Raw genomic sequence first — 20,551 nt, forward strand, 5'->3', positions numbered from 1 at the left:
GCGTGGCGCTGGCCACCGGCGGCGCGTTCGACATCTCGGCGGTGACCGGGGCCGGTAGCGCGATCACCGGACTCGCCGACACCGCCGCTGGCCAGGCCCGCACCGTCAGGCTGGGCGCGAAGACCCTGACGATGACCGGCGCTGGCGGCAGCTGCGGCGGCACGATCGGCTGCACTGCGGGCCGTACCCTGGCGGCTCGCCCCGTGGCCTTCACCTGCGCCCACCCCCAATCGCGCCCGACGACGCTCTCATGAGGCACCGTGAAGCTGGCTGGTGCCAGTCGCATCGGGACGCCGCGCCGCGGCAGGCAGTCGCCTGCGGCGTCGGAGCGAGACTTCTGGCGCTGGCCGGGGCCTGCGGCGGCTGCGGCGGCACGAGCGGTGGCACCGGCGGCATGATCCTGCCGGCTGGCACCGAGGCCGTCGCCGTCGTGCACACCTAGGCCGGCGCGACCACGATCTCGCACGGCACCCTGGCGCTGGCGGGCGCCGGTGCTATCGGCGCGTCGAGCGGCGTGGCGCTGGGCACCGGCGGCGCGTTCGACATCTCGGCGGTGACCGGGGCCGGTAGCGCGATCACCGGCCTCGCCGACACCGCCGCTGGCCAGGCCGGCACCGTCAGGCTGGGCGCGAAGACCCTGACGCTCACCGGCGCTGGCGGCAGCTTCGGCGGCACGATCGGCGGCACCGGCGGCCTGATCCTGGCGGCTGGCACCGAGACCTTCACCGGCGCCAACACCTATTCGGGCGGCACGGCGCTCAACGGCGGTACGCTCCGGGTCTCCGCCGACGCCAATCTCGGCGCCGCCGCCGGCAGGCTGTCCTTCTCCGGCGGTACGCTCGCCACGGCGGCCAGCTTCGCGACCGCCCGCACGGTCGCGCTCGACGCCGGCGGCGGCACGGTCGCGCCGGACGCCGGAACCACGCTGACCGCCTCCGGCGTGGTCTCCGGCTCCGGACCGCTCACCGTCGCGGGCCCCGGCACCGTCGTGCTCACCGGTGCCAACACCTACACGGGCGCCACGCTCGTCACCGGTGGCGTGCTCAACATCCGGCACGCCTCAGCGCTCGGCGCGGCGGACGGCACGGCGGCCACCGGCACGACGGTGGCCTCGGGCGCGGCGCTGGAACTCCAGGGCGGGATCGCGGTCGGCACCGAAGCGCTTTCGATCGCCGGCACGGGGGTGCGCAATGGCGGTGCCCTGCGCAGCATCTCGGGCGACAACGGCTTCGCCGGGCCGATCACCCTGGCAGACAGCAGCCGCATCGATGTGGACGCCGATACGCTGACCCTGTCGGGCGGCCTCTCCGGCGCGGCCGGGGCCGATCGGGACCTGATCCTGGGCGGTGCGGCCACCGGCATCATCTCGGGCGCCATCGCCGGCCACATCGGCGCTCTCGTCAAGGACGGGACCGGCACCTGGACGCTGACGGGGCAGAGCACGCTCGGCGGCGACGCCAGGATCGACGGCGGTGCCCTGCGGCTGGAGGCCGGCGGCGGCCTCTCCGGCGCCTACGGCTCCATCGCTTCTTCGTTGGGCTCGTCCGGCCGCGCGACCGTGACCGGTTCCGGCTCCCGCTGGACCGCGGCCAGTGACCTCTCCGTCGGTCATCGCGGCACGGGCACGCTCGCCGTGGCGGCGGGCGGCACGGTGTCGGTCGGCACCAACGGCACCGGCACGGTCACCGTCGCCGACCAAGCCGGCTCGACCGGAACGCTGGCGATCGGCGCGGCGACCGGCCAAGCGGCTGCCGCCGGCACGGTGCAGGCCGGCGAGGTGCATTTCGGCGCCGGCACCGGCAGGCTGGTGTTCGACCACACCGGCAACCCGGACGGCACGGCCGTCACCTTCGCGCCGAAGATCACCGGCGCGGGCGGCGTCAGCCAGCTCGCGGGCACCACGGTGCTCACCGCCGCCAACACCTACACGGGCGGCACCACGATCTCGGGCGGCATGCTCGAGATCTCGTCCGACGCCAATCTCGGCGCCACCGTGGGCGCCCTGTCCTTCGACGGCGGCACGCTCGCCACGACGGCGGACGTGGCGAGCGCACGGACCGTCACGCTCAACGCCGGCGGCGGCACCTTCGCGCCCGGTGCCGTCACGACGCTGACCGCCTCCGGCACGGTCGGCGGTGCCGGCGGGCTCATGCTGGCCGGCCCCGGCACCCTCGCGCTCGTCGGCGCCAACACCTATTCGGGCGCCACCACGATCACGGCTGGCGTGCTCAACATCCGGAGCAGCACGGCGCTCGGCGCGGCGGACGGGACGGCGGCGACTGGCACGACGGTCGCCTCGGGCGCGGCGCTGGAGCTCCAGGGCGGGATCGCGGTCGGCAACGAGGCCCTGTCGCTCGCCGGCACGGGGGTGAGCGGCTTCGGCGCCCTGCGCAGCATCTCGGGCGACAACAGCTATGCTGGGTCGGTCACCTTGACGGACGACAGCCGCATCAACGCGGATGCGGGCCTGTTGACCGTGTCGGGCAGCATCACGGGGACCGGCAGTTCCCCCTTCGACACGTGGCGCCTCACGCTGGGCGGAGCGGGCGACGGCGCGATGTCCGGCACCATCGGCCGCGGCATTGCGGGTCTCTCGAAGGACGGCGCCGGGACCTGGACCCTGACCGGGGCGAACACCGTCGCGGCCGACACGACCGTGCGCGGCGGCCGGCTTCGGATCACGGGTGGCGGAACGATGTCGGATGCCTTCGGCACCGTCGATGCCGCCGGCGGCTCGACCGCCGACGTCACCGTGATGGGCACCAATTCCCGCTGGACCAACACGAACGGCGTCAAGGTCGGAGCATCCGGACGGGGCGCGCTCACCATCGCGCATGGGGGGGCCGCTTCGGGCGGCAGCGGCACGATCGGCGCCGATCGCGGCTCGGTCGGAACCGTGACGGTCACGGGGGCGAAGTCCGCCTGGACCCACAGCTTCAACCTCTACGTGGGCCAGGGCGGCACCGGAACAATGACGGTTGCAGATCGCGGGGCGGTTTCGAACACGATCGGCTACATCGGCAACGGCGCCGGCTCCTCCGGTTCGGTCACCGTGACAGGCGCCGATTCCCGCTGGACCAGCAGCATCGGCCTGATCGTCGGCTCTTCCGGTACCGGGACGCTCACGGTCGCGGAGGGCGCGACCGTGGCGGTGACCGGCGGCGCACTGACGCTCGCGCAGCAGCACGGCTCGACCGGCACGCTGGCCATCGGCGCGCCCCCGGGCCAGGCGGCGGTGCCGGCCGGCACGATCTCGGCCGCCCAGGTGACGTTCGGCGCCGGCTCCGGCACGCTGGTGTTCAACCACACCGGCAACCCGGACGGCTCAGCCGTCACCTTCGCCCCCGTGATCGCGGGCGCAGGCAGCGTGCAGCAGCGCGCCGGCACGACGATCCTGACCGGGGCCAACACCTACACGGGCGGCACGACCGTCTCCGCTGGTACCCTGGCCCTGTCGGGAGCCGGCACCCTGGGCAGCGCCACGGCCGCCGCCACGGTCAAGGGCGCCACCAGCGTGCTCGACCTCGGCGGGACCCGGCAGATCCAGGCCGCCGTCACCCTCGCCGACGGTGCGACCCTGCTGAACGGCGCGCTCACCGCACCGGTCGCTTCCTCCGGCGGCACGCTGGCGCGGATCGCCGGCACCGCCACGCTGACCACCACCGGCGGCACCACCGTCTCGACGGCCAACCGCTACACGGGCGCCACCACGGTCGGCGACGGATCGATCCTGAAGGCGGGCGGGGCCGGCGGCTTCTCGGCGGCCTCCGCCTACACCCTGGCGGGCAGCGGCACCCTCGATCTCGCGGGCGCGAGCAACATCGTCGGCGCCCTGGCCGGGGCCTCGCCGGCCGCTCTCGTAACCAGCAGCGCGGGCGGATCGGCCGTGCTGACGGTGGCGGGCCTGAGCGCCGGCACCTTCGCGGGCACGATCGGGAATGGCGCCGGCGCGGTCGGCCTGACCCTGGCCGGCGCCGGCGCCCTGACGCTGACCGGCACAAGCAGCTACACGGGTGCCACCACCATCGGTGCCGGCGCGACCCTGCGGCTCGGCGACGGCGGCACCGCCGGCGCGATCCCGGCGACCTCCGGCGTCGCCAACGCCGGCACCCTGGTGTTCGACCGGGCCGACACCGTCGCCTTCGCCCCCGCGATCTCCGGGTCGGGCAGCCTCACCCAGGCGGGCACCGGCACCACCGTGCTCGCCGGCCGCAACACCTACACGGGCGCCACCACCGTCGCGGCCGGAACCCTGCAGATCGACGGCGTGCTCACGGCGTCCGAGGTCACGGTCAAGCGCGGCGGCACGCTGGCCGGCTCGGGCAAGATCGGCGACCCGCTGATCGAGGCGGGCGGCACGCTGGCGCCGGGCAGCGCCACGGCGATCGGCACCCTGTCGATCCATGGCCCGCTGACCTTCGCGCCGGGCTCGTTCTACACGGTCAAGGTGACGCCCACCGCCAACGACCGCACCGCGGTGACCGGGCCGGTGACGATCCAGGGCGGGACCGTGCAGGTGCTGGCGGGCTCGGGCACCTACATTCCGGCCCTGCGCTACACGCTGCTCACCGCCACAGGCGGCGTGACGGGCCGCTTCAACAGCCTGCGGACCACCAGCAACCTCGCCTTCCTGACGCCGTCGCTGGCCTACGACGCCACCAGCGTGTCGCTCGGCTTCGCCCAGACCGCGCCGCTCACCAGCCGGGCTGCGACGCCGAACCAGACCGGGACGGCGGCGGCGTTGAACGGAGCGGGACCGCGCGTGACCAGCACGGTGGCGGCCCCTGCTGCCCCTGCGGCTTCCGCGGCCGCCCCGACACGGCCTTCGGTGACCACGCAGGTCTCGGTCGACGGTACGACGACCACGACGGTGACCGGCACCACCGGCATCACCACGGTGGTGTCGAGCCCGGCCGCGCAGGTGGCCACCGCCGTGCTCAACCAGACGGCCGCCGGCGCCACGCAGGCGCTCACCGTCCTCTCGGGCGAGGTTCATGCGACCGCGATCGCCGCGGTCGCGCAGAGCCTGTCGCTGATCCAGGGCCCGCTGCTGGACCGCCTGCGCTTCGACGGTCCGGGCTTTGTGGAGGCGGGTTTGGCCGGCCGGTTCGCCCCCGGCGCGACCGTGCCGGCGGCCTACGCGGCGGACGGTCCCGGGGAGCCGGTCCTCGGCCTCGTCGCGCTGGCGCCCGTGCGGCCGAGTTTCGTGCTCTGGGGCCAGGGGCTGGGCACGCTCGGCAGCACCCGGGGCGACGGCAACGCGGCGCGCGTGACCCGGGACCTGGGCGGGTTCGTGTTCGGGCTGGAGACGGCGCCCGACCTGTCCGGCCTCGACGAGGTTCGCGTCGGCGTGGCGGCGGGCTACGGCGTGGCCGGCTTCGAGATCCCGGCGCGCCTGTCGAGCGGCCGGGAAGAGAGCGCCTTCGGGGGCGTCTATGGCGGGGCAGCCCTCGGTCCGCTGCGCCTGCGGGCCGGTGCGGTCTACGGCAGCCAAGCGCTCGACACCCGGCGCTGGGTGACGTTCCCGGGTTTCTCGCAGTCCGTGACCGGGAAGGTGGAGGGTGATCTCGCCCAGGGCTTCGGTCAGGTCGGCTATCGGTTCGCGCGCGGCGCGGCGTCGCTGGAGCCGTTCGTGGGCGGCACGGCGCTGCATCTGCGGCGCGACGGGTTCACCGAGCGCGGAGGTGCTGCGGCGCTGCGGGTGTTCGGCCGCGGCTACGACGTGCAGACGGCGTCCCTCGGCCTCCAGGGCACGGTCGGAATCGCGGAGGCGCTGGGCCTCGGCCTGCCGGTGGCGGTGCGGGGATCGCTCGGCTACCAACGGGCCTTCGGGGACGTGGTCCCGCGGGCACTGATGGCCTTCGGCGGCGGCCGTCCGTTCGAGACGGCGGGCGTTCCGCTCGCCCGGGACGCCCTGATGGCCGCGGCGGCGATCGATGCCCGGGTCGCGGAGGACCTGACCCTGGGGGTGGCCTATTCGGGTCAGGTGGGCGGCCGGGCTCAGGACCACACGCTGCGGGGTACCCTGAGCCTGAGCTGGTGAGGTCTGGATGAGGCCGCGGGCGCGGCTCCCATACCGAACCGTGATGAGCCCGACCCCGCGCGGTTCGTCCGCGCGAAGGCGCGGCGGTCGTCCGCCGGGCCCGGTGATCCCGACCGTGGGTCGGGATCACGCAACGGGGTATCAGCCGTTGCCGCAACGCGCGCTCTAGTGCCGAACCGATGTCCGCTTCGGCGGAGAGCGCCCCCGCCGGATGATCGCGCGCAGCCCCGGTCCGGCTCCGGATCGGCCGGACCGGGGGCGGTTGCGCCGGGCGGCGACCACCGGGCTCAGCCGTGCGACAGGTCCTCGCGGGCGATCCGGTAGCAATGCTCCAGATAGCCGCGCTGGTGCGCGCCCATCAGGTCCGTGACCACGGACCAGAGCCAGCCGGGGGCGTCGGGGCCCGGGCCGGGGGCCCGCACCGCATCGATCCAGGTCCGGCGGGCGGGCTCGTCCATCTGCCGGCCGTGGGCCCGGCCGAGGACCGCGGCGAGGTGGCCGGCGACGCGGACCGCCTCCCGGCGGGAGAACTGCTCGGCGTCGATCTTGAGATCCTGCGGCATCAGCTCGCGGATCGTGACGGGTTTGCCCAGGACGTGGCCGGCCACCATCCGGTCGCCGAGATGCGGCGACAGCGCCCGGGCGCCCGCCGCCACGCGTTCGGCGTGGTCGGCCGGCATGGGCGCGCCGCGGGCGGCCGGGGCGAGGTGCGGCACCGCCTCCTTCACGTCGAGGAGCGCGCGGTGCGGCCGCGCGCCGCCGAGACCCTCCACGAGGCCGGCATAGCGCAGGCGGCCGAGGGAGCTGCAGCCCTTGATCCAGTAGGCGGCGTCGAGCAGCCGGATCTCGGCATCGGTCGCGCCGCTGCCCAGCGCCAGGACGAGCCGGCGCACCGTCGGATCCCGGATCAGCGCCGTCAACGCATTCTGCTCGTCGGGGTCGAGGTCGAAGAATCGGTTCCCCCGCGGCAGGTGGTCGGTCTTGCCCTTCAGGCGCTCGCGGGACAGGTGGCGCCAGCGCCGGCCGAGCGCCCGGTGCCTCGTGGTGGCGACGATGTCGGATTCGGCGACCGCGCCCTCGACGCCATCGGGGTCGGCGATCCCCTCGGCGTAGCCGTTCGCCATGGCATCCATCATGCGGGCGGTGACGATGCCGGGCAGCGTCGCGTTCAGCGCCGCGGTGACCAGCGACAGCGATAGCCGCACGAGATCGAAGGCCGGGTTCGCCACCACGGTCTGGTCGAGGTCGCGGATCTCGATGCCGATCCGCCCCTCGGCATCGGCCACGGCGCCGAGATTGCCGAGATGCGCGTCGCCGCAGATCCAGACCGGCGGCCCCTCGGGCAGGGTTCCGGCCGGCATCCGGGCGATCAGCTCGTAGAAGCGCGCCGTGGTGCCGCGGACATAGGCGTGCGGCGAGGAGGCGATCTTGCACAGGCGGCGGTGCTCCAGCACGCTCGCGTCGCGGCCGGACCGTACCGGCACCTGCATGTCCATTCGGTCGTCCGCTCCTGGTGCTGAAGTCAATCGATAGTGTGCCCGACAACGCGTGTATCGATGCAGCGTGCGCACCGAGATATTAAATTCCGGTTCATCCGGCGCCTGCGGTCTTTCTGATGTGGCGGCAAGCTATACCTCGCGTCCATGCGACCGCATTGCCCTCGATCCGACCTTCGCCCATCGCGCCTCCACTGGGCCCACTGTATCCGGTGGGCGGCCGGGACTTGCGGGCGACTTGCGCCTTGCCCGGAACTTGCGCCTTGCCCGGGACTTGCGCCTTGCTCGGGACTTGCGCGTTGCCCGGGACTTGCCCGATGAGCGGCGATCCGACCCTCGACACGATCGCGGTCCGGCTCGGCCTCAGCTTCCTGGCGGCCTTCGTGCTGGGCTGGGACCGGGAGGAACTCGGCCATCCGGCGGGCCTGCGGACCCTGGTGCTGATCTGCCTCTCGGCCTGCACGGCGATGCTGCTCGCCGACTGGCTACTGGCGCAGACCGTCGGTTCCCGGGGCGGCCTCACCCGGCTCGACCTGATGCGGCTGGCACAGGGTGTTCTCGGCGGCATCGGCTTCATCGGCGCCGGCACGATCCTCAAGCAGGGCAACATCGTGCGCGGGGTCACCACGGCGGCGACCCTGTGGCTCACGACGGTGATCGGGCTGTGCTTCGGCAGCGGCGGGTGGCAGATCGGCACCGCCGCCACCCTCTGCGGGCTCGTGACGCTCCAGGCCCTGCGCCGGCTCGAAGCCGTTCTGCGGCGGCGCAGCTACGGCACGATGACGGTGGAGTTCGGCCCGGAGGCCGATCCGGCAGCCCTCCTGGCCGACCTCGACGCCCTGGGCCTGGCGGTGAAGGCCAGCACGCTGACCCTCGGCGAGGCGGGCGGCAGCCTGCGCTGCATCGGGTCGCATCGGGGGGATGCCCGGGCCTGGACCCTCGCCGCCCTCGCGCGGCTGCGGGCGGCGCGGGCGGTCACGAAGGTCGCCTGGGAAGACCTGAGCTAGAGCCCGCGCCGATCAGGCCGCCTGGGCCTCCACCCGGTTCCGCCCCGCCGCCTTGGCCCGGTAGAGGGCAAGGTCGGCCCGCCGGAGCATGGCGCCGGGATCCGCGTCGTCCGTCTGCCGCACGGCGACGCCGATCGAGACCGTCACGCCGATGGACCGGGTCGCCCGCTGCACCGCGAACGGTACCGCCTCGACCCGCTCGCGGATGCGCTCGGCGATCACCTGCGCCTCGGCGAGGCCGGCCTCCGGCAGGATCACCACCACCTCCTCGCCGCCGTAGCGCGCCACGATGTCGACCGGCCGCGTGTGCTGGCGGACCCGGTCGGCGAAGCCCCGCAGCACCTCGTCCCCGGCCTCGTGGCCGTAGCCGTCGTTGATCCGCTTGAAGTGGTCGATGTCGAGGATCAGGGCGGCAAGCGCGGAGCGCCGGGTGCCCGGCTCCGAGAACACCGCGCCGAGGTGGTTGTCGAGGTAGCGCCGGTTGTGCAGGCCGGTCAGCGCGTCGGTCACGGCCATCTGCAGGGAGGCCTGCATCGCCCCCCGGAGCGCGTCCGTGAAGCGCCGGCGCTTCACCTGGGTCCGGGCCCGGGCCATCAGCTCGTTGCGGTCGACCGGGCGCATCAGGAAGTCGTGCACGCCGAAATCGAGCCCGCGCACCACCCGGGCGCGGTCGTGCTCCTCAGCCAGCATGATCAGCGGCATGGCGCGGGTGCGGTCGAGCGAGCGGAGCTGGCTGCACAGGCGCAGGCCGTCGAACCCGTCGAGGTCGAGGCTCACCAGGGCGAGGTCGAACCCGCCCTCGGCGGCGAGCACCAGGGCCGCCTGCGGATCGGGCTCGATCGTCACCGCGTGGTGCTGGCGGAGCGCCCCGGCGAGGCGCTCGGCCGAGCCGGGGCGGTCCTCGATCAGCAGGATCCGGGCGTCGAGGCCGGTCTCCGCCGCGGCGAGCGCCAGGGGATCGCCGATCCCGAACTCGGCGGAGGCCAAGGCCCGCTGGCGCAGCTCGTCGGTGACCGCCTTGAGGCGGACGAGGCTGCGCACCCGGGTGAACAGGGCGGTGTCGTCCACGGGCTTGGTCAGGAAGTCGTCCGCGCCCGCATCGAGGCCGCGCAGGCGGTCGGAGGGCTGGTCGAGGGCCGTGACCATCACCACCGGGATATGGGCGGTGACCGGGTTGCCCTTGAGGTGGCGGCAGACCTCGAACCCGTCCATGCCGGGCATCATCACGTCGAGCAGGACGAGGTCGCACAGGCCCTGCTCGCAGATCGAGATGGCGTCCCGGCCGTTCATGGCGGTGACGGTGTCGAAATATTCGAGCCCGAGCTTCGTCTCCAGAAGCTTCACGTTGGGGAACAGGTCGTCGACGATCAGGACGCGGGCCGACATGGTTCCTCGCTGACGCGTGGCAGGGCGGCCCGGGACGGGCGGGTCGGGACACGGCCACGCATCGAGACAGACGGTTCAGGCGGTCCCCCGGCTCGGTCGGGGAGCCGCCTCAACGGTATGCCCCTCCGGAGTCACCGCGGCTCAAGATACGCGCGAACCGTTGCCAAAAACTTCGCGACCGAGATCGGCTTCGACAGATACGCCTCGCAGCCGCCCTCGCGGATCCGCTCCTCATCGCCCTTCATGGCGAAGGCCGTGATGGCGATCACCGGGATGGACTTGAGGTCGTCGTCCTCCTTGAGCCACTTGGTGACTTCGAGGCCCGAGACCTCCGGGAGCTGGATGTCCATCAGGATCAGGTCGGGGTGGTGGGCGCGCGCCAGCTCGATCGCCTCAATGCCGTGGGCGGTCTTGAGCGTCGCGTAGCCGTTCGCCTCCAGGAGGTCGTTGAACAGCTTCATGTTCAACTCGTTGTCCTCGACGATCAGCACCGTCTTCTTCATGATCCGTTGTCCCGGTGCTCGCTGATCATGATTAGCGGGCGGTGAAGCCCCTCCATCACCTTTGTAGCGTTGACATGTTGATGAATGGCAAACCTCTTCAAGGGGATGAGGCCGCGGAGCGGCTCGCCCTCAACGTTCTGCTGTGGATCACGGGGGAGGAGGACCGCCTCCTGCCGTTCCTCGCGGCGACCGGTCTCGACCTCGATACGCTGCGCGCGAGCGTCCGGGAGCCGGCTTTCCTGGTCGGCGTCCTCGATCACGTGATGGGCGACGAGAACGTGCTTCTGGCCTGTGCACGGGCGCTGGACGTGAAGCCGGAGCGGATCGCCACGGCGTGGCACCGGCTCTCGCCGCGGCCGGATGACGAGTGGGCGTGAGGCGTTCCCGCTTGTCGGGCGCAGCCCTCTCCCGGGCGCATGAAACGCAGTGGAATGCGACCCGGGATCCAGCGCGAGACGACGCAGAGCGTCCGGTTGGACGGTGCCGCCGACGCGGTTTGTTCCTGCGCTGGGTCCCGGATCAGGTTCCGCTTCGCTCCACCTGTCCGGGGAAGGGCGCGCTTCATGGGCGCGGGTGGGCCCTCACGGCGTGCAGCCCTTCCCCGCGTCCTTGTCGCCCTTCCCCGCGGTGGCGTCGATGTCGAGAGCGGTCATGTCGCCCAGGATGGCGAAGTCGCCGTAATCAAGCTTGAGCGCGCCGCTCACCCCGTTCTCGTAGAGGTCGAAGCCGAGGGTGTAGATCGGCGTGCGCTCGCCGGCGCCCTCGGTGTAGTAGCTCAGGCGCACCGGCCAGTGCGGCATGCCGGCGATCGCCCCCGCGCGGAGCGGCTTGTCCCGGGTCGAGCCGGAGGCCGGCGCCGGACCCGTCTCAGTGTGGCCGATCACCGCAAACGTGTCGTAGACCTTCTTCCCGTCGTCGGACCCGTCGAAGACCTTGACCGAAAGGGTCGACTGTCCCGCCCGCGCGGCCTCGATCAGCCGGCGCATGTGCTCGCTCGGGAACAGCACCGGCCCCTCGACGGTGAACGGCTTGGCGCCGCCCTTCAGCTTCACCGTGACGGCATCGCCCTGGTCGGTGGCGGTCCCGTCCACCGGGGCGGCGGGCTGGTTGTTGGTCAGCGTCGTCGTCTTGAACCGGAACTCCCGGCCCTGCCCGCCCTCGAAGGTGGTGCTGCGCATGTCGGACAGGCGCGCCCCGGTCTCGCCGGAGGACAATTCCGTCACCTGCCGGGTCAGCATCGTATAGCCGCGGCAGGCATCCCCCCGGAAATCGATGACGATGCGCCCGCGGGCGCTCTCGACCGAACGGCTGCTGCCGCCCTCGTCCAGCGACAGGTCGTAGACGGCCCGGTGGTTGGCGAGCACGATTGCGGGCGCCGGGGCCGGAGCCTGCGGAGGGGTCTGGGCCGGGGTCTGGGCCGGGGCCTGGTTCTGCGCCCCGGGCACGGGGGCGGTCGGCTCGGAGACGACGGGGGCCGCCTGCGCGCTCCAGGCGGAGACGAGAAGGCCGGCCGTCAGCAGGCGATGGAGGCGCAGGCGCATGGATGACCTCGGTTCAGAACGCCTCACGAAACGCCCGGGCACGGGCGTTCTCCCTCTGACCGCGACGGCGCAGCGGGAGTTTTGTGAGCGGCTCTCAGTCCGCCGCAGATAGCAGGCTTGGCGAATCGGGCAATCCTGGGGACTACCGGTAGCCCTCGGCCTGGAGGGTGAACAGCTCGGCGTAGCGGCCGCCCCGGGCCATCAGGGCGGCGTGGTTCCCCGCCTCCAGCACCCGGCCGCCCTCCAGCACCAGGATGCGGTCGGCCATCCGCACGGTCGAGAAGCGGTGCGAGATCAGCACCGTCGTGCGCCCCGCCGAGAGCTCCCGGAACCGCGCGAAGACGTCGTACTCGGCCCGGGCATCGAGGGCGGCGGTGGGCTCGTCCAGGATCAGGATCTCGGCCTCGCGCATGTAGGCCCGGGACAGGGCGATCTTCTGCCACTCGCCCCCGGAGAGGTCGAGGCCGCCCGAGAAGAGCTTGCCGAGCGGCTGGGCGTAGCCCTCGGGCAGGCGCTCGATCACCGGGGCGGCGAGGCCCCGGACGGCGGCGCCCGCGATCCGGTCGGTATCCGCGGCGGCCTCGATCCGGCCGACCGCCACGTTCTCCCCCGCGGTGAGCTGGAAGCGGACGAAATCCTGGAAGATCGCGCCGATCCGCGCCCGCAGCTCCGCGAGGTCGTATTCCGGCAGCGGCACCCCGTCGAGGAGCACGCGGCCCTCGTGCGGATCGTAGAGCCGGGTCATCAGCTTGACGATCGTGGTCTTGCCGGCGCCGTTGCCGCCGACCAGCGCCACCGTCTCGCCGGCCCGCACCGCGAAGGACAGGTGGCGCAGCGCGAAGGTCTGCGTGCCGGGATAGCGGTAGCCGACATCCTCGAAGACCAGCCCCTCCCGGATCGGGCTCGGCACCGGCACCGGATGCGCGGGCGTGCGGACCTGCGGCCGGATCGCGAAGAACGTGTAGAAGTCGTCCAGGTACTGGGCCTGCCCGGTCACCTGGGTCAGGCCGAGGAGCAGCCCCTCGATGCCGCCGCGCAGGCGCTGGAACGCCCCGGCCAGGAAGGCGAGATCCCCCACCGAGAATGATCCTGCCACGGTCCGCCAGACGATCGCCGCGTAGGCGGCATAGTAGGCGAGCGTCCCGAGGCTCGCGAAGGCGAAGCCCCAGTGGGCCCGGGCGGTGGCGAGGCTGCGGTTCTCCGCGAGCAGCCGCCCGGCCATCGCCCCGTAGAGGCCGGTGAGGTAGTCGGACAGGCCGAACAGCTTGATCTCCTTGGCGGTCTCGACGCTGGCGCCGACGTAGCGCAGGTAATCGAGCCGGCGCCGCTCCGGGCTGCGGAACCACGCGAGGCGGTAGCCGGCCTTGGTGAAGTGCCACTCGTTGAGGAGCGCCGGCACCAGGGCGGCGCCGATCAGCGCCACCAGCCAGGGCGTGAACGCCGCGACCCCCGCGGCCAGCGAGGCCAGGGTCAGCAGGGCCTGGACCTGGCCGAGCACCGTTCCGATGAGACCGGTGCGGCCGCTGACCTGCCGGCGCGCCCGCTCCAGCCGGTCCTGCTGGGCGCTGTCCTCGAACTGCGCGAGGTCGAGGGCGGCGGCGTGCGCCATCAGCCGCAGGGAGGCCGCGTTGGCGTAACGGTCGCCGATCAGGGTCTCGGTGAGATTCGTGAGCCGGCCGGTCAGGTCCGACAGCAGGGCGAGGCCGAACTCGGCCGCCACCAGACCGGCGAGGCGGGCCCGTCCGGGATCGGCGAGCCATCCGGAAAACCCCGACTCCGGCGCCGGGCGGGCGTGCTCGGCCACGATCCCGTCGAGGATCAGCTTGGCGAGGTACAGGGTCAGGACCGGCAGGCAGGCGGCCAGGAGGCGCAAGGCCAGGCTCGCGGCGAGGAGGCGCGGGCTCGAAGCCGCGACCTCGCGGAACAGGGTCGGCAGGTAGCGCAGGGCCCCGAGGCGCGCCCCCGGGCGGTCGGCCGGACCGGTCATCGCCGCGCGATCCAACGCCGAAGGACGCCGGCCGGTTGGCCGAAACGCGACGAAAGCATAAGCTGTAGCATTATAGAGGCTTAGATCTCGTCGAGTGGTGTGTGCTCAGCGGCCCTGCGATCCTCAGAATCTCACTTCTCCTCATCATCGCCGGCATCCTCGCCGCGGTGGTGCAGGCCCTGTTGCCGAGCCCGGCGCCCGCGCCCGTGTCCCAACCCGTGCCGCCTCAGGTGGCCGAGCCGCCGGCCGTCGTCCAGCCAAGTCCGCCGACGCCTGTCCCGGCACCGGCGGCCGGGTCCGATCGGGGCCTCAACGCATCGCCCCCGACCGACGCTCCGCCTCAGATCGCCGCGGCGCCCGCCGCCCCGGGTCAGATGCCGTCCGACGCCCTCGCCTTCCCGTCCGATCCGGCCGCGCAAGGTCAGGCTCCGGCTCAGCCGCAGGGACAGGAAGCCGCCGCCCAGGCCGAGGTCGAGAAGGCCGAGGACAGCGCCGGGCCCCGGGCCCTGGCGGTGGTCGACCTGAACACCGCCTCGGTGGCCGATCTCAACCGCCTGCGGGGGGGCGGCGCCATCGGCCGGGCGATCGTCGCCAAGCGCCCGTACACGTCGGTGGAGCAGCTGTTGTCGAAGCGGGTGCTCAGCCGGGCCGTGTACGAGCGGATCAAGGATCAGGTGACGGTGCGGTGAGGCGGCCGAGGATATAACCTAGGTCGATCGAGGATATCCAACGGGCATGGACATGCCGCTCTCCGTCAAGGATCCGCAGGTCGATGCGCTTGCGACGCATCTCATGCTGCTGCTGGGGACGAACAAGACGGACGCGGTGCGCCGTGCCCTTCAGAGCGAGATCGCCCATCAGACGGGCAAGCGCGATCTGTTCGAGCAGACGGCGGACTTCGTCCAGGCGCTTCGTGAGCGGGCCGGGCCCGAGCTGAAGCCTGCCGACGCGGCCTTCATCGACAGCCTCTATGAGCGCCGTTGAGGCGGCACCGATGTTCGTGGACGCTTCGGCTCTCACCGCTCGCCCTGTGGGAGACCACCGTGGCCGTGGCGCGTAATCTCGACCTCACGATTCCGGACGCCCGCAACATCGCCGGCGCTGCGGGCTGGATCTAAGGAGAGGCGGATGTCCCGCTACACCGTGCTGATCGATGGCGAGGCCGGTGCCTACGGCGTCGCGGTGCCCGATTGCCCCGGCTGCACCGCCATGGGCGCGACCGTCGACGAGGCGATGGCGAATGCCACGGCCGCCCTGAGCGAGTGGATGGCGGATCGCATCGCGGCCGGCCTGTCGCCGCCGGTCCCGCGCGGGCCGGATGCCCTGCGCGTCGACCCGGCCCTGGCCGAGGTGCTGGAGGAGGCGACGCTCGGCCTCGTCCCGCTGCTGCTCGATTCCGGCCGCCCGGTGCGGGTCAACGTCTCGCTGGACGCGGCGGCCCTGGCCGAGATCGACGCCGCCGCGCGGGCACGGGGCCTCACGCGATCGGCCTTCCTGGTCTCCGCGGCGCGGGATAAGATCCTGGCTGAGGGCTGACGCGCCCTCAGAGCGTCGTCCCGAAGATCTCGGCCACCTGCGGAATATCCTTGTCGCCGCGGCCCGACATGTTCAGCACCATCAGGTGATCGGCTGGGCGCTGCGGGGCGATGTCCAGCACCTTGGACAGGGCGTGGGCCGGCTCCAGGGCGGGGATGATCCCCTCCAGCATCGAGCAGAGCTTGAACGCCTCCAGGGTCTCGGAATCGGTGGCCGAGAGGTATTTGACCCGGCCCATCTCGTGCAGCCACGCGTGCTCGGGGCCGATGCCCGGATAGTCGAGCCCGGCCGAGATCGAGTGCGCGTCGGAGATCTGCCCGTCCGCGTCCATCAGCAGGTAGGTGCGGTTGCCGTGCAGCACCCCCGGCTTGCCGCCCGTGAGCGAGGCCGCGTGCAGGCCGCTCTCGACGCCGTGGCCCGCCGCCTCGACCCCGAAGATCTCGACTTCGCGGTCGTCCAGGAACGGGTGGAACAGCCCCATCGCGTTCGAGCCGCCGCCGATGCAGGCGATCAGCGAGTCCGGCAGGCGGCCCTCCTGGGCGAGCATCTGCTCGCGGGTCTCGCGGCCGATCACCGACTGGAAGTCGCGCACCATCGCGGGGTACGGGTGCGGCCCCGCCACCGTGCCGATGCAGTAGAACGTGTCGGCGACGTTGGTGACCCAGTCGCGCAGGGCCTCGTTCATGGCGTCCTTGAGGGTCCGGGTGCCGGATTCCACCGGGATCACCTCGGCGCCGAGCATCTTCATGCGGAAGACGTTGGGCGCCTGCCGGGCGACGTCGACCGCGCCCATGTAGACGACGCACTTGAGGCCGAAGCGCGCGCAGAGCGTGGCGGTGGCGACGCCGTGCTGGCCGGCGCCGGTCTCGGCGATGATCCGCGGCTTGCCCATGCGGCGGGCCAGCAGGATCTGGCCCAGCACGTTGTTCACCTTGTGGGAGCCGGTATGGTTCAGCTCCTCGCGCTTGAAATAGACCTTGGCCCCTTGGCCCGCCGGCGCCTTGGCGCGCAGGTGCTCGGTGAGGCGCTCGGCGTAGTAGAGCGGGCTCGGCCGGCCGATATAGTGGGTGCCGTAGCTCGCCATGTCGGCCGCGAAGGCGGGATCGACCTTCGCCGCCTCGTAGGCCGCCTCCAGCTCGAGGATCAGCGGCATCAGCGTCTCGGCGACGAAGCGGCCGCCGAAGATGCCGAAGCGGCCGCGCTCGTCGGGGCCGGTGCGGAAGGAATTGGGCTCGGGGGCGATGGTCACGGGACGGATCCTGCGCGCGGAAGTCGATCTGTTGCCGGGTGCGTAGACCCATGCGGGCGCCGCCGCAATGCGGCCTGCCGCGCGTAACCGCGGCTGACTTACGGGCGAAGGCATTGTCGTTACCCGACAGGAGGACCCCCATGGCTCTTCGCACCACGATCCGCCCGCTCCTCGGGGCGGCCCTCGGGCTCGGCCTGGCCGCGGCCGTCCTGCTGCCGCGCCTGCCGGCCTTCGCCGACGAGGCACCCCGGCGCCTGCCGGAGGCCGTGACCCGCTCAGCCGAGGCGCCGGGCCCGCACGTGGCCGTCTTCGCGGGCGGCTGCTTCTGGGGCGTGCAGGGGGTGTTCCAGCACGTCCGCGGCGTGACGGGCGCGGTCTCAGGGTACGCCGGCGGCACCCGGGCCGACGCCGATTACCGGACGGTGAGCGGCGGCGGGACCGGTCATGCCGAGGCCGTGGCGGTCACCTACGACCCGGCCCAGATCCGCTACGACGAATTGCTGCGGATCTTCTTCTCGGTGGCGCTGGACCCGACGCAGGTGGACCGCCAGGGTCCCGATAGCGGCCGGCAGTACCGCTCGGCCCTGTTCCCGCAGGATTCCGGGCAGGCGCAGGTGGCGCGGGCCTACATCGCCCAGCTCGACGCGGCGAAGATCTACGCGCGGCCGATCGCCACCCGGATCGAGCCGGGGGCGGCCTTCTACCCGGCGGAGGGCTACCACCAGGACTTCATGGCCCTGCACCCGGGGCACCCCTACATCGCCATCAACGACGCGCCGAAGCTCGAAGCCCTGCGCGCCCTGTTCCCGGAGCGGACCACGGCGCAGCCGGCGCTGGTCAACCGCCCGCCGGCGTGAGGCCGGTCCATATCCCATCCAATCCCCTTATTCTGAGGTGACTGCGTCAGCTGGCCTCGAAGGAGGGCTCCAGGGATCGCGCGGCCTCTGGAGGGCTCCTTCGAGGCCTCCGCTTCGCTCCGGCGCCTCAGGATGAGGGGGGTGGGTGGGAGGATTGGGGTTCGCCCTATTCCTCCGGCGGCCGTGGCCTTCCGAAATCCGGCGCCGCGGTCTCCTGGCCGGAGGCCACGATGCTGCGCCGGATCGCCCGCGTGCGGGTGAACATCGCGTGCAGCGCCTCGCCGTCGCCCCAGCGCACCGCCTTGGCCAGCGCCGAGAGGTCCTCGTTGAACCGGCCGAGCATCTCCAGCACCGCGTCGCGGTTGTTGAGGAAGATGTCGCGCCACATGGTCGGGTCCGAGGCGGCGATGCGGGTGAAATCGCGGAATCCGCTCGCCGAGAACTTGATCACCTCGGACTGCGTCGCCTCCTCCAGCTCCGCCGCCGTGCCCACGATGTTGTAGGCGATCAGGTGCGGCAGGTGGCTGGTGATGGCGAGCACGTGGTCGTGGTGCTCGGCGCTCATCGTCTCGACATTGGCGCCCATCCCCGCCCAAAGGGCGCGAACGGTCTCGATCGCCGCCGGGTCGGTGCCCTCGGGCGGGGTCAGGATGCACCAGCGGCCCTGGAACAGGGTCGCGAAGCCTGCGTCCGGCCCCGAGAACTCGGTCCCGGCGATCGGGTGGCCGGGGACCAGGGCGACGCCGTCGGGCAGGTGCGGCCGGATCGCCGCCACCACGGCTCCCTTCACCGAGCCGACATCCGAGACGATCGCGCCGGGCTTGAGATGCGGCATCATCTCGGCCGCCGCCGCGCCGATGGCGCCCACCGGGACGCACAGGATCACGAGGTCGGTGTCGGCCGCGCCCTCCGCCGGGTCGCCGGTGACGCTATCGGCGATGCCGAGTTCGCGCACCCGTTCGCGTACGGCCGGGTCCCGGTCCACCGCCACGATGGTGCGGGCGAGGCCGTAGCGCCGGGCCGCCCGGGCGATCGAGGAGCCGATCAGCCCGAGGCCGACGATGGCGAGGCGGTTGATGGGGGCCCTGGATTCCTCAGGCATGCGCGCCCCGCACGAAGTCGCCGAGCGCGGCCAGGAAGGCCGTGTTGGCCTCTGCGCCCGCCACGGTCACCCGCAGGGCGTTCGGCAGCCCGTAGGCGGTGACCCGCCGGGTGATCAGCCCACGCTCGGTCAGAAACGCGTCCGCATCCGCGGCCGAGCGGCCGGGAACGTCGGGGAAGTGGATCAGCACGAAGTTTGCCATGCTCGGCGTGACCGTGAGGCCAAGCGCGCGGGCGCCCTCGGTGAGCTTCGGCAGCCATTCCGCGTTGTGGGCGGCGGCCGCCGCCATATGCGCCTCGTCCGCGATGGCCGCCGAGCCCGCGGCGATCGCCGGTCCCGAGACGTTGAACGGGCCGCGGATCCGGTTGACCGCGTCCACCACGTGGGCCGGCGCCACCATCCAGCCGATCCGCACAGCGGCGAGGCCGTGGATCTTCGAGAAGGTCCGGGTCATCACGACGTTCTCGGATTCCAGCGCGAGTTCCAGCCCGGCCGAGTAGTCGTTCGCCCGGACGTACTCGGCATAGGCGCCGTCGATCACCAGCAGCACGTGCGGCGGCAGGCTGGCCTGCAGGCGGCGGATCTCGTCGAAGGGCAGATAGGTGCCGGTCGGGTTGCTGGGGTTCGTGACGTAGACGATCCGGGTCCGCTCCGTGACCCGGGCCAGGATCGCGTCGACGTCGGTGGTGAGGTCGCGCTCAGGCGCCACCACGGGCTCGGCGCCCGAGGCCAGGATGGCGATCCGGTAGACCAGGAATCCGTGCTCCGAGTAGATGCCCTCGGTCCCCGGCCCGCCATACGCGTAGGCGAGCAGCGAGAGCAGCTCGTCCGAGCCCGCGCCGCAGACGATCCGCTCGGGATCGAGCCCGTAGCGCTTGGCGATGGCCGCGCGCAGGGCCGTGGCCCGTCCGTCCGGATAGGTCTCGAGCTTGGCGGTGGCCTCGTGCAGCGCGGCGAGCGCCGCCGGGCTCGGGCCGAGCGGCGTCTCGTTGGACGAGAGCTTGTAGACCGTGCCGCCGCCGGGCCGCCCGCTCTTGCCGGGCACGTAGGTGTCGATCGCCAGGACTCCGGGGCGCGGTTCCGGGCGGGCGGGCTGCGGGGCGGACATTGCGGGGCGACTCGGGATGCGCGGTGCGGAGGACGGTTCGCGCCCGTCTACAACATTTCCTGTGCCGGTGAACCCGCTGCACCTTCACGCCGCGGCCGCGGCGCCGGACAGGTCCGGGCTCAAGCGGCCCGGGTCGTCACGACGATCTCGCGTCCGCACGCGGAGAGCGCCGCCTCGATCTGATCCAGGCGGGACTCGTGATCGAGATCCAGCAGCCGGTCGACCTGCGGCGGATGCACGTTGAGCCGGCGGAGCAGATCGGCCTTGCGGATGTCGGGCGCCAGCATCGCCCGATACAGCTCGAGCTTGAGCGCCGTGAGTGCCTACAGGGCCACCGCGTGGCTCGTCGGTGCACCGGGGGCCGGAACAGGCTGTCGCGCCGTGATGCGTCCCTTGAGGGCGGTCGCGACCGCATCCGCCCCGTGGGCGAGCATATCGGCCTCGTCCGCGCCGAGGCTCGTCACCTCCGGCAGATCGGGGCAGGTCAGGAGTTGGGTTCCGTCGTCATCGGGCGTCAGGACCACGGGGTATCTCAGCATCAGCCCTCGTCCTTGATCTCCAGACCCTTCGGGATCTTCCGCCAGAGCCCGGTGCCGCGTTCCTTCGCGTCGCCCTGCTGCCGAAGGACCGACGTCAGACCCGCGCGGCGGACGATCAGATCTCCACCTTTGCCGGGTTCGAAGGTGCAGCCGCTCCGCGCCAATCAATTCACGCGGGATCGCGTCGCCCTACCTGT

Annotated in this window: 20 protein-coding genes; 9 read left to right on the top strand and 11 right to left on the bottom strand. The window is 72.5% G+C overall.

What is annotated here, in order from left to right; genetic code table 11:
- The 3 genes from MKK75_RS13870 to MKK75_RS13880 all read left to right on the top strand — a co-directional run.
- Positions 1-254, top strand: a 254-nt coding sequence (locus MKK75_RS13870; RefSeq protein ID WP_244043141.1) for a hypothetical protein, incomplete at its 5' end; no start/stop codon positions are given.
- Positions 251-442 (top strand): hypothetical protein, encoded by a 192-nt coding sequence (locus MKK75_RS13875; RefSeq protein ID WP_244043142.1) that lies wholly within the window; start codon positions 251-253, stop codon positions 440-442. The genes MKK75_RS13870 and MKK75_RS13875, both read left to right, overlap by 4 nt.
- Positions 443-514: 72 nt before the next feature.
- On the top strand, positions 515-6,043 hold the full coding sequence (locus MKK75_RS13880; RefSeq protein WP_244043143.1) for an autotransporter domain-containing protein: 5,529 nt from the start codon (positions 515-517) through the stop codon (positions 6,041-6,043).
- Positions 6,044-6,330: 287 nt separating this feature from the next.
- Here the strand turns inward: MKK75_RS13880 and MKK75_RS13885 are convergent, their stop codons facing one another.
- Complete coding sequence (locus tag MKK75_RS13885; protein ID WP_244043144.1) at positions 6,331-7,539, bottom strand: DUF2252 family protein; 1,209 nt, start codon at positions 7,537-7,539, stop codon at positions 6,331-6,333.
- Positions 7,540-7,856: 317 nt separating this feature from the next.
- On the opposite strand from MKK75_RS13885, the gene MKK75_RS13890 reads away from it, so the two are divergent.
- Entirely contained in the window at positions 7,857-8,546 is a 690-nt protein-coding gene (locus MKK75_RS13890) for an MgtC/SapB family protein (RefSeq protein ID WP_244043145.1), read from the top strand.
- A gap of 12 nt (positions 8,547-8,558) precedes the next feature.
- Here the strand turns inward: MKK75_RS13890 and MKK75_RS13895 are convergent, their stop codons facing one another.
- Positions 8,559-9,932 carry a PleD family two-component system response regulator gene (locus MKK75_RS13895; RefSeq protein ID WP_244043146.1) on the bottom strand — a complete coding sequence of 458 codons (1,374 nt, stop codon included), beginning with the start codon at positions 9,930-9,932 and terminating at the stop codon, positions 8,559-8,561.
- Positions 9,933-10,063: 131 nt separating this feature from the next.
- Entirely contained in the window at positions 10,064-10,435 is a 372-nt protein-coding gene (locus MKK75_RS13900; protein ID WP_007560977.1) for a response regulator, read from the bottom strand.
- 80 nt (positions 10,436-10,515) lie between these two features.
- Here MKK75_RS13900 and MKK75_RS13905 point away from each other — a divergent pair, with 80 nt between their 5' ends.
- Entirely contained in the window at positions 10,516-10,812 is a 297-nt protein-coding gene (locus tag MKK75_RS13905) for a DUF3572 domain-containing protein (protein WP_244043147.1), read from the top strand.
- A gap of 204 nt (positions 10,813-11,016) precedes the next feature.
- On the opposite strand, the gene MKK75_RS13910 is transcribed toward MKK75_RS13905, so the two are convergent.
- Together MKK75_RS13910 and MKK75_RS13915 are read right to left on the bottom strand one after the other, a co-directional pair.
- Complete coding sequence (locus MKK75_RS13910; RefSeq protein WP_244043148.1) at positions 11,017-11,976, bottom strand: cell envelope integrity EipB family protein; 960 nt, start codon at positions 11,974-11,976, stop codon at positions 11,017-11,019.
- A gap of 142 nt (positions 11,977-12,118) precedes the next feature.
- Positions 12,119-13,963: an ABC transporter ATP-binding protein gene (locus MKK75_RS13915; RefSeq protein WP_244043149.1), complete on the bottom strand. Its 1,845-nt coding sequence runs from the start codon at positions 13,961-13,963 to the stop codon at positions 12,119-12,121.
- A gap of 101 nt (positions 13,964-14,064) precedes the next feature.
- On the opposite strand from MKK75_RS13915, the gene MKK75_RS36100 reads away from it, so the two are divergent.
- The 3 genes from MKK75_RS36100 to MKK75_RS13930 all read left to right on the top strand — a co-directional run bounded on the left by MKK75_RS36100 (position 14,065) and on the right by MKK75_RS13930 (position 15,499).
- A complete protein-coding gene (locus tag MKK75_RS36100) occupies positions 14,065-14,652 on the top strand; it encodes a helix-hairpin-helix domain-containing protein (protein WP_244043150.1) in 588 nt (195 codons plus the stop codon).
- Positions 14,653-14,698: 46 nt separating this feature from the next.
- Positions 14,699-14,947 carry a type II toxin-antitoxin system VapB family antitoxin gene (locus MKK75_RS13925; protein ID WP_244043151.1) on the top strand — a complete coding sequence of 83 codons (249 nt, stop codon included), beginning with the start codon at positions 14,699-14,701 and terminating at the stop codon, positions 14,945-14,947.
- A gap of 144 nt (positions 14,948-15,091) precedes the next feature.
- Complete coding sequence (locus MKK75_RS13930; RefSeq protein ID WP_244043152.1) at positions 15,092-15,499, top strand: type II toxin-antitoxin system HicB family antitoxin; 408 nt, start codon at positions 15,092-15,094, stop codon at positions 15,497-15,499.
- Between the two features lie 7 nt (positions 15,500-15,506).
- On the opposite strand, the gene trpB is transcribed toward MKK75_RS13930, so the two are convergent.
- Positions 15,507-16,748 (bottom strand): tryptophan synthase subunit beta, encoded by a 1,242-nt coding sequence (trpB, locus tag MKK75_RS13935; RefSeq protein ID WP_244043153.1) that lies wholly within the window; start codon positions 16,746-16,748, stop codon positions 15,507-15,509.
- 140 nt (positions 16,749-16,888) lie between these two features.
- Here trpB and msrA point away from each other — a divergent pair, with 140 nt between their 5' ends.
- A complete protein-coding gene (gene msrA, locus MKK75_RS13940; RefSeq protein WP_244043154.1) occupies positions 16,889-17,605 on the top strand; it encodes a peptide-methionine (S)-S-oxide reductase MsrA in 717 nt (238 codons plus the stop codon).
- 166 nt (positions 17,606-17,771) lie between these two features.
- Here the strand turns inward: msrA and MKK75_RS13945 are convergent, their stop codons facing one another.
- From MKK75_RS13945 to MKK75_RS13965, 5 genes are all read right to left on the bottom strand, one after another.
- Positions 17,772-18,707, bottom strand: coding sequence for a prephenate/arogenate dehydrogenase family protein (locus tag MKK75_RS13945; RefSeq protein ID WP_244043155.1), 936 nt, complete (start codon positions 18,705-18,707; stop codon positions 17,772-17,774).
- On the bottom strand, positions 18,700-19,815 hold the full coding sequence (locus tag MKK75_RS13950; RefSeq protein WP_244043156.1) for a pyridoxal phosphate-dependent aminotransferase: 1,116 nt from the start codon (positions 19,813-19,815) through the stop codon (positions 18,700-18,702). Before MKK75_RS13950 ends, MKK75_RS13945 begins: the two co-directional genes overlap by 8 nt.
- A 119-nt stretch (positions 19,816-19,934) precedes the next feature.
- Complete coding sequence (locus tag MKK75_RS13955) at positions 19,935-20,102, bottom strand: hypothetical protein (protein ID WP_244043157.1); 168 nt, start codon at positions 20,100-20,102, stop codon at positions 19,935-19,937.
- A gap of 36 nt (positions 20,103-20,138) precedes the next feature.
- Complete coding sequence (locus MKK75_RS13960; RefSeq protein ID WP_244043158.1) at positions 20,139-20,354, bottom strand: type II toxin-antitoxin system HicB family antitoxin; 216 nt, start codon at positions 20,352-20,354, stop codon at positions 20,139-20,141.
- Positions 20,354-20,518, bottom strand: a complete 165-nt coding sequence (locus tag MKK75_RS13965; protein ID WP_244043159.1) for an addiction module toxin, HicA family — start codon at positions 20,516-20,518, stop codon at positions 20,354-20,356. The genes MKK75_RS13960 and MKK75_RS13965 overlap by 1 nt, the downstream gene beginning before the upstream one ends.
- Positions 20,519-20,551: the final 33 nt, after the last annotated feature.

The organism is Methylobacterium sp. J-030 (genome assembly GCF_022829545.1).
Taxonomy (GTDB): Bacteria; Pseudomonadota; Alphaproteobacteria; order Rhizobiales; family Beijerinckiaceae; genus Methylobacterium.